At 54.8% G+C, this 8,989-nt stretch carries 4 protein-coding genes and 1 pseudogene; 3 read left to right on the forward strand and 2 right to left on the reverse strand.

Annotation, left to right across the window (positions count from 1 at the left end):
- Nucleotides 1-150: 150 nt before the first annotated feature.
- Complete coding sequence (locus RHSP_RS14335; RefSeq protein ID WP_004118201.1) at nucleotides 151-1,572, forward strand: ISNCY family transposase; 1,422 nt, start codon at nucleotides 151-153, stop codon at nucleotides 1,570-1,572.
- A gap of 6 nt (nucleotides 1,573-1,578) precedes the next feature.
- On the opposite strand, the gene RHSP_RS14340 is transcribed toward RHSP_RS14335, so the two are convergent.
- Together RHSP_RS14340 and RHSP_RS14345 are read right to left on the reverse strand one after the other, a co-directional pair.
- The gene (locus RHSP_RS14340) at nucleotides 1,579-2,316 is read right to left on the reverse strand and encodes a hypothetical protein (RefSeq protein WP_004118203.1); all 738 of its coding nucleotides are present in this window, start codon (nucleotides 2,314-2,316) and stop codon (nucleotides 1,579-1,581) included.
- A gap of 896 nt (nucleotides 2,317-3,212) precedes the next feature.
- Nucleotides 3,213-7,283 carry a helix-turn-helix domain-containing protein gene (locus tag RHSP_RS14345; RefSeq protein ID WP_004118204.1) on the reverse strand — a complete coding sequence of 1,357 codons (4,071 nt, stop codon included), beginning with the start codon at nucleotides 7,281-7,283 and terminating at the stop codon, nucleotides 3,213-3,215.
- Nucleotides 7,284-7,564: 281 nt separating this feature from the next.
- Here RHSP_RS14345 and RHSP_RS14350 point away from each other — a divergent pair, with 281 nt between their 5' ends.
- Nucleotides 7,565-8,563 carry a hypothetical protein gene (locus RHSP_RS14350; RefSeq protein ID WP_004118206.1) on the forward strand — a complete coding sequence of 333 codons (999 nt, stop codon included), beginning with the start codon at nucleotides 7,565-7,567 and terminating at the stop codon, nucleotides 8,561-8,563.
- A 154-nt stretch (nucleotides 8,564-8,717) separates the two neighbouring features.
- Nucleotides 8,718-8,939: pseudogene (locus tag RHSP_RS14355) on the forward strand (hypothetical protein); the annotation flags it as partial.
- Between the last annotated feature and the right edge of the window lie 50 nt (nucleotides 8,940-8,989).

Here is an 8,989-nt window from a genome sequence, read left to right on the forward strand (position 1 = left end):
GTTTCTGTTGTAGCGGCTATTTAGTAATGCGACAGTTGGGCCAGTTAGAGATGCGACAGTCTCGCCTCTCGACGCACTGGTCAAAGCCACCGTTGGGAGCAAGGATGACAATCTTCAGCCTGGTCGAGACCAGGAGCGGTCGGAGTCGTCATGTCCTTTATGATCACCATGTCGCAGAAAGAATTACATCGCCTCGAAGTCATCCAGAAGATCCGTAACCAACGCCTGAGCGTCGTACAGGCCGCCGAACTGCTCGACCTCAGTCGAAGTCAGGTCCACAGGCTGCTGCAGGCCTATGATCAGGATGGTCCGGCCGGCCTTGTTTCAAAGAAGCGATCACGACCAAGCAACCGGCGCCATAGCGAAGAGTTTCGCAATGCGGTGCTGGATCTGATCCGCGAACGCTATCTGGATTTCGGTCCGACGCTGGCACGCGAGAAGCTGCTCGAGTTGCACCGGATCTCGGTCGCCAAGGAGACGCTGCGGCAATGGATGACCGAGGCTGGTATCTGGATTTCGCGTCGTGAACGCAAGAAACGGGTTTTCCAACCACGCGGCCGGCGCGGCTGCTTTGGCGAACTGGTGCAGATCGACGGATCGCATCACTGGTGGTTCGAGAACCGCGGCCCCAAATGCGCCCTGCTCGTCTATATCGATGACGCCACCGGCAGGCTATTGCACCTGCGTTTCGCCGGATCGGAGAATACGTTCGACTATCTGCATGCGACAAAGGATTATCTGCAGCAGTGGGGCAAGCCGTTGGCTTTCTACAGCGACAAACATGGTGTCTTTCGATCGACGCATCCGTCGAAGAAGGACAGGACAAGCGGTCTGACGCAGTTCGGCCGGGCGCTTTATGAGCTCAACATCGATATCATCTGCGCCAACACCCCTCAGGCCAAGGGTCGGGTGGAACGTGCCAACCAGACATTGCAGGATCGGCTTGTGAAGGAATTACGGCTTCGCGGCATTGATACGATCGAAGCTGCCAATTCCTATGCGCCTGAGTTCATTGCGGATTTCAACACTCGCTTTGGCAAGCAACCACGCAATCCAAAGGACATGCACCGACCGCTGGCCAACCACGAGAACCTCGATGGTGCCATGTGCCGGAAGGAAGTCCGCACGCTGTCGCAATCTCTGACGCTACGCTACGACAAGATGTTGTTCATTCTCGATCCGACCGAGATTTCCAGGCCACTGGCTGGCCAGAAAGTGATCGTCTGCGACTATCCGGACGGTCGGCTCGAGATCATGCACGAGAGCTTTTCCCTGCCCTACAAGACCTTCGATACGTTGCGCTCGGTGCATCGTGCGGAGGTCGTCGACAACAAGCGGCTGGACGACATGCTGTCGATCGTCGCCGAGTTGCAAGCCGGCCGAGAACAGCAACGCAGCAAGAGTGGTCCCCGACGCACCGGGCAGAAGGATCATATGTTTGGCATTCGGGACGGTAGCACAGCCAACGGCTATCAGAAGCGGGGACGCAAGCCGAGGACAGATTACATGAACGATCCGGCGGTGATTGCACGGCGAGAGAAAGCGTTATTGAGGCAACCAGCGGCGGAATAAAGATCGTCAGTGCACGCCGATGTCGCTTTGCGTATCCGATTCCAGCTGCAGGCATGCGGACCAAAGCGGTGTCTTGTGGAAGGATCCGTCCTGGAAGAGTGTGAGGCCCTCTCTTGCTTCATAGAGCAAGCCGAGCCAGCACAAGCGCCGTAAGACGCCATATTGGAGATCGGATTTCAACTCCCAGGCTTCTATGGTCATTTCGGTGTGTGACAGAGGCGCCAAGTCTGGATAGAGGATCTTCACAACGTCCATTGGCGTGCAACCTTCCCTGGCCTTGATATTGAGAAGATTGAGGAACATGCGCCACCAGCGTAACCGCGCGCGGACCTTTTCTTCCCGCTCGGTGGCGTGGACATACGAATAGAGATAATCCGTGGCGACCACATCGAAGAAGGCTTGCGGATTCACCAGAAACTCCCGCCCGCGTCTGGTTGGCAGCAGCACATCCTTTTTCCGGCGAAGAAGCTTCAGGTGGCGGGTCATGTCGCGCACGACCCAAAGCGGCGGCATGTCGCTTTCATTGAGCACCTTGTTCATGCTGTAGAGGTCCTCGGCTGTGAATCCGGGCCAGAGGAAGTGCACAGCGGCCCAATGCACGAACTTGCGGTTCATGGCGCCGGTCGCGGTCAATCCTATGCCACCCTCACCGTCAGCATAGGCAACCGAAAGAAGCATGCCGCGAAGAAGTGGTGACAGCGCGGCGATGTCGACGTCACCTTGCAGGTTGATTTCCGGAAGCATCGTGCGGCTTTGATCCCCAACTGCGCCATGCAAGTGCTAGCGAGTATCGAGCGGTAAAAGAACAATTGCCAGTGAGAAAGCTAAAGCCGAAGGGGAATGTTATCACCCGCCCCCGCTCCGCCCTTTCAACCCGGCCCAGCCGGCCGGATCGGGGGCTGATTGTCAGAGCCAGTGTCGCATTTCTAACTGGCTGACAATGTCGCGCGTCTAGCCAGCTTTGACATCTGTAACCTAATGGAATTATTATATAATCTTGTAAAACGGACTTATAAATGTTCCACAGCAAGAGATTTCATGTCCAAACAGGAACATAGCCTGTCCGCTGAAAAAGTCGCGCCCCCAGGGTGTCCCCACATCCGACAGCGTCGAAATGCCGTCATACCTGTGAGTTGAGACGCGATCTTCAGAACAGGGGAGTTCTGAACTTTAGGATAGTCGGGCCTTTTTCGTGGAGCGGCTCTCTAACCTGCTTCGAGCCCTGCAGTTTCCGCTATCGGAATAGGTCAAAACCGCGAACAGGCTTGGGCCGCCTTTCATAATTGTACCGCTGTCGAAATATCTCTGGAACGAACGATCTCGTTTCCTCAGCACCGATTGGACGGTATTCAAACCTGATGGAAGAAAAGTGCAGGCTTCCACGCGATGGGACAATAATTCGCCCATTTTTGCCACTCCGATACGATAAACGAGAAAGCATGACCACTCGGTTCGCGAAAGCGTATGAGGCGGCCAATGTTTGTCATGGACGGAACAAATAAAGAACAAACTCACTTATTGTCAAGTGCCTATGAGCCGAATGCTTAAGCTGGCATACGGCTTCACAGCCAGTAACGCGGTCGAAATTGCTTGGGATGGCACCATCCCAGGCAATTTCCTCGCATGAAGCAGGTACAATCTTACCAATCGAGCTTTTCCGCGTCATTGTCATGCGAACGAGCTTCGTAGTCATAGCTCGTAGCGATTTTTTCGAGAACAGCAGACGTGCGCGGCCATTCCAGCGCCGTCGCTCGCGACCACTCGCTAAAGGTCCTCGCAAGATCGTGCTCTTGGGCGCCGCCGTCACGCGGTAGCCTCGTCGTAACGCCACGCAGATTGCGACGACCAATCATGAGCCCAATTTCGATATTTTTGTTGCGAACGGATTCAATTAATTCGCGGACAGCTTCTGTGGGCCAGATGCCGTCTTGCCCCGAAGGTGCGCAGGCAAGGACTTCGCCGATCTTCTGGTCCGAAATATCCTCCCGCCCGGCGGATTTCGCCAGTTGGCGGGCACGTTGAACCCAGTCTTCTAAGATCGCTAGATCTATTGTACCGTCTGGTCTGGTTCCAGGAACAACATTCCAGAGACGCAAGAGGTTGCTTGCTTGGCGGGCACGATTGGTGACTTGTTCTTGGTTAGCCACAGTCTCTTCAACTACGCGGCTGTCCTCGCTGGGTTTGTAAATTGCGCAGATTACGTCGATGAATAGCTGCGGATTGGACGCAAGCTCGCGGATGATTAACTTGGCCGGACGCTGCGAGTATTCAAGCACTGGAAGATAAATCCATTCCAGCTTTAACATCTCCGTGGCGGGGACGTCGTCACGGTTGTCTAAAACAGACAGAATTTCGGCAACGTAGTGTTGGAACATCGTCGTGTCATTGTGATCGGCGTCGAATTCGGCTGGTTGTAAGGCCGCTTCAATAAGGAGGCGGACGAGCAAATCCGAGCCAAATGTCAGACCTGTATGCAACCGCAAGCCAACTAGATGCACGACATGGCGAGCGCGACCGACATCCATCAGTTTGCTCACCGCAAACTCTGTATCTTCCCGTTCGCCATTAATCCAAAGGATTGGGACCCGTTTCCAGTACTGCTCTTCGAAATTTGCGCCCAATTCCCGCAAGAGCGACCAAGCGCGCGACGAGGGCGGGAGGGCGAGCAGAATTGCGAGCAAGCTTTCCTGTTTGGCTCCTATCTGCTGCATCTCGTCGACCAAATCTGTCACCCATTGATCAGCTTGCATGGGATACATCGTTATTATCATCCCCCGGGCAACTCCTAAGCCCACTACGCCCTCTCTTGTGAGAGCCCGGACGATAATTTCGTGTCCCCGTCGCGGGTTGCCAACTTCGGCCTCGGCAATGGCTTGTCCCAGGTAACCTTTCTCCTGTACAGCGTTAGCAAGAGCAAACAGGCCGTCCAGTCCCATATTGGTGAGAATTGCTTCAACAACGCTTCGGCGTTCCCCTTGGAGCTGCCGCTGTGTGTCCTCGTGCCACCTGGTGCCGATTGGGTTCGGAAGTGCGACCGACGTGTCAAACAACCAAGAAATCTCTGCGATTAGGTCGACAGGGGTTATGGCGTTGTAAATTTCCTCAAAAGGAGCCAATTCTTCTTCAGGAAGCGCCCACGCGGCATCACGGAAACTGCGATGGCTATGCAAAATTGCGCGCAACTTCGACCTTAACGCGTTCCGACCCACGTCGTCCGCAATGAACGGAACAAGCGCCTTGAGTTTGTTTAGCGCTTCTTCCCGTCTGGCTCCGAGATTGCCCCAGCGATCGAGCAGCGCCACCCACCGTGAGATATCAGCCGACGCGTCTGCAAGGAGACGATCGGTAATCGCGAGCGCGCCTCTTTCAATCAGCTCGAAAGTGACGATTTCTGAGGTTGGCGTCGAGAAATCGCGCCAGAGAGGGGCTGGCGTTGGTGAAAACGAGTCGTGTTCGGTCGGAAGAATGCCCAGCAGGAGTTTCCAAGCTGCCTTGGGGAACCTCGCTCTTAGCCGGTCCAAGACCCGAAGTCGCTGTTCTAGTGTCGCGTGTGTTTGCGGCGCCCATAGAAGAAATGTAGTTCGGAGACTACTGCCGGGACGGTTAGTATAACGGCCCCCAGGATCAAGCTCATCGAGCGCCCCGAGAATAGAGGCCGCACGCCCGAGATAGTCGGGAGACCATGCCAAAGTTTCGAGAGCCCACAATAATGTGGATAGGTGCTCGGCGCCAAAAAGCGGGGACGTATCGTGACCGAAAAGAACGGCGACAGGGCTATCGTCCTGACCAAGTGCGTCGTCGAGTGCGCTGAGGAAACTGGACGGTGAGGCTTCCGCTAATAGTTGAAAATCCCTCGACAGTGACCACCAACGTTGACGGTCGGCGCCGCTAAGCAAGCGTTGAATGATAAGATCTGGCTGCAGCTCCGCAGATGGTACGGATGAGGCCAGTTTTCCGAACAGAGCAAGTATAATCAATACTTCGCCGACACCGTTACGCAGATTTTTGGAAAATTCTGGATGCACCCCCCGGACCGATGCATACCACCGTTCCTCCGCGGGCATTTCGTAGCGGGGGTCGGCCGCGCTCAAAACGTCTAATGCGACTGCAGCAAACCGTTCCATGTGAGAGGGCGATATATCCGCTGCCAGCAGGCCCCAAGCATCGCGTGGCGAGGCAATTTTCCACACAGAGCCCACTTTACGCAGAGGACTATCGAAATTTCCGGCCAAACCCGCAAGACTAGCTGCGAACGGTTCGTAGGGCATGTCAGCCAACCGCGATAGGACAGATTTGTCTCCCTCGCTGCTTTCATCCCAGCCACCTGCGAGGAGAGCCGCAATGAGCGATTGAGAGGGAAGTCCTTTCGCCCACGCGGGTACTCGTCCAGGAGAGCTTGGCATGAGACGTCGCAGAATTCCTAGACTTCGCGACGAATCTCTCGCCATCCGCCCTGCCATCTCGGAAGGCACGCCAACCCCTTCAAGGACGATCTTAATATTCTCTCGTGCGGGGCGTTCAAGCACAATGGCATCGCCGGAGGACGAGGCGTCTTGGCCATATGCGGCAAGTACATGGTGTCCCTTCTTGGCCAACGCCTGCGCCGGGCCTGGCTCCGGATCTAACACCACGATGACCAACGGCGTTGCACTATCTCCAATCAGCCTTGCAGTTTCGGAGTTTGCGACTACCAAGCTTCGGCACAGGTAATATTCCGCAAGATTAGCGGGAAGCTGGTTGATCGCCGCATAAACAAATCCGGAAACCTCAGCCGGGCTCTCCCCCTTTACCGCAAGCACAGACGACGGCCCCCTGAGCCATCGAAGAATCCGGGTGGCACTTTCGTCGCGATCACAGAGCACCAATTCACTTGGCAATTGCCATTGGGTCGCGAGCGCCCATTCCAGCCAATATTCCCGAAGATCAAGTGCCCCGGCTGGTCGCTTGCCAAGGGCGATAGCCAGCCATAACCCGACAGCGGGATAGAGTTCGATCCAATGGACTAGATTATCTCCATCGTAAGCACGCACGTCCTTCCAGATGTTCTCCGCACGCTTCTTTTGCGCCCACATTTCCTTTTGGGGCCAATGACGCGGCGTCACGAAGATGAACGTCAACTCGGCAGGTATAAGACCAAGCGGATTCTCGCTGCGCTTCTTATAGTCATCATCGGCCTTCGAGGCGATGCGATCTCGCTGCGTCCCGATTTCCCATCCCGTGACACCGAGCGGAATATATTCAGACGCTTCGCTTGCTTCGGTAACTCCGTCCCAGCCAGCGTGCTGGACACCTTCGTCCGAGGGAAACCTCAGTAATATGGGGCGATTTGCCCTTGCTAGCTTCGCAAGCAAGGTTGGAAGAGATCCCTGACCGTCGCGTCGCTCGGCCCACTGAGAAAGATCAGTCGCATCGACCCATCTTATTGGCAAACCAGCGTCCTTCCGGTCGGCGAAGGCGGGCAATGTTGGCCCGATAACAGCTCCTCCCGCTCGGAAAGCAATGCCTTCCGCTTCGAGCACTCCGCGAATTGCTTCAGCGTTCTGTTGAATCGGGTTGCGATGGCCCCGCTCAAAGTCTGCCACGGTGGAGGTGGCTACTCGAGCGCGGCTGGCGAGCTCCTGCTGAGACCAAGCCAAAAGAGCGCGAGCAGCGCGACATTGTGCGGGAGTGATAGCCTCATTGGAGGCAGGAGGATTGAGCAACGTAGACATTAGTGATTTTATATGACGTCAAATTAAAAATGCAATAACCCTGGAGCCGAACAACACATTCAGGGACCAGCTACCCTGCCTCGCCTTCGGCTCCTTCTCCAAGTCAAAAGGATTGGGGATTCCGCGAGCAGCGATGAACATCGGGATGTTTTCATTGCCCCTTCCAGAATCCACATCTATAGTTGTGAAGCGTGGTACAATTAGATCGAATCGGAACTGCTATTGTTAAGAAAAATATTGTCTGTAGCATGCAGAAACTTAAGTAGCCGCTGGGGCAGAACATGTTGGCGGGCATTCTTCGATATTGCTTCGACATTGCCAAGAAAAACCAGGCACTTCGCCCATTCGTTGCGATCTACAGGCTTTTGCGCCGATTATTTCATAGAATCTTGGACAAATATCCGTCGCTCGCGATCATCGCGATTGTCGCAATAATTATTTTCATGACACTCAACCCTGAGTATGCACCGGACTTGGTTAAGCCTAGCCATGGATGCGAACTCATCCAAATTGGAAACGGGGAACTCTATACAGTCAAAGGCGACACTTTGCATTTTTCAGGGGATCGGCCTTGCCAGAGTCGACAACCTGTAGCCTTCGACTGGTTCAATCGCTTCCCTACAAAGATGATCGGCCTAGGCTCGCAGCCCGATGCCGTATCCGCAGGAATTTTTTTCAATGAATTGGCCACTGAAGCAACCGGGGCAAACGAATGGCACGAATATACGCTGTTCCACCAAGCAAATGACTTTACCTGGACAATGGCTCCAGGTGCTTCGATGGTGCGCGAAACCTTTCTCAAAGGAGGCTGCGGCTACGATACGTCAAATCCGCCGCCTTCGAAAGAATTGGAGGCGCGAGATGGCCTATTGCTTACGGCTGAGCAGTTGCGATCGAGTGTGAAGTTGCCGGAAAACGTGTGGGAAAAATGCAATACTGGCTCTCCCGAAGACGAGACTTGGGACTATTGCCACTACACGGGATTAGAATTTTTCATTCCGACAGTCAGTCCGCATAATGTTTGCGCCCAACACTCTTGGCGTGACGCTTGGATTCCCGGCGGGACGCGCAAGATTCTGCTGGGTAAACCGGAGGCCTATGAAAAGCTCTCGCGTTTGTCTCAAGATCGATGGGACGTCGGCAAGATCAAAGAAGTCTCCGCAGATGATTGGGCCCAAATGACAGCCGACCTTCCTAAAGTTTGCATGCGGTGGAAGGATAAAGGCAAACCGAACTGGGAAGAATTCGCGTCGCTTGCTGCAATCTGGTGCGACTATTAGGCGTTGCCTCTTAATGAGCCACCGCTTCCGGTTCATGGTGATATTCTTGGATATGAACCGATCAGTTGCCGTGGTGGGCTTCTCTTTAGAGGCTGCCTCAAAAAGAGGTGGGTGATTTCAACAGGTTATGATTCCTTCGGATTTGCGAGATTCGATGGAGAACACGATGGCCTGGACCAAAATCACCCGTCGGCAATATGGAGAGCGTTGGGACTTTGGCCACGCATCAACCATCGTCTCGTGATGGAAACGCGCGAGTTGGAGGGCAAGGAGGCAAGCCCGACGGCCGGTGTGATCGATAGCCAGAGCGTCAAAACCACCGAAAGCGGCGGCATCCGGGGCTTATGACGCGGGCAAGAGTGCGCCTCGAAGGCGCGTGTCACCAATGGAGGAAGGTTCCATCCAGAGAGTTGTCGATTGATCTGG

Source organism: Rhizobium freirei PRF 81, from assembly GCF_000359745.1.
GTDB lineage: Bacteria > Pseudomonadota > Alphaproteobacteria > Rhizobiales > Rhizobiaceae > Rhizobium > Rhizobium freirei.

What these genes read in the sequence shown, in the direction of transcription:
- RHSP_RS14335 (WP_004118201.1), top strand. Translation starts at nt 151, where the DNA reads ATGTCCTTTATGATCACCATGTCGCAGAAAGAATTACATCGCCTCGAA.
- RHSP_RS14340 (WP_004118203.1), bottom strand. Translation starts at nt 2,316, where the DNA reads ATGCTTCCGGAAATCAACCTGCAAGGTGACGTCGACATCGCCGCGCTG.
- RHSP_RS14345 (WP_004118204.1), bottom strand. Translation starts at nt 7,283, where the DNA reads ATGTCTACGTTGCTCAATCCTCCTGCCTCCAATGAGGCTATCACTCCC.
- RHSP_RS14350 (WP_004118206.1), top strand. Translation starts at nt 7,565, where the DNA reads ATGTTGGCGGGCATTCTTCGATATTGCTTCGACATTGCCAAGAAAAAC.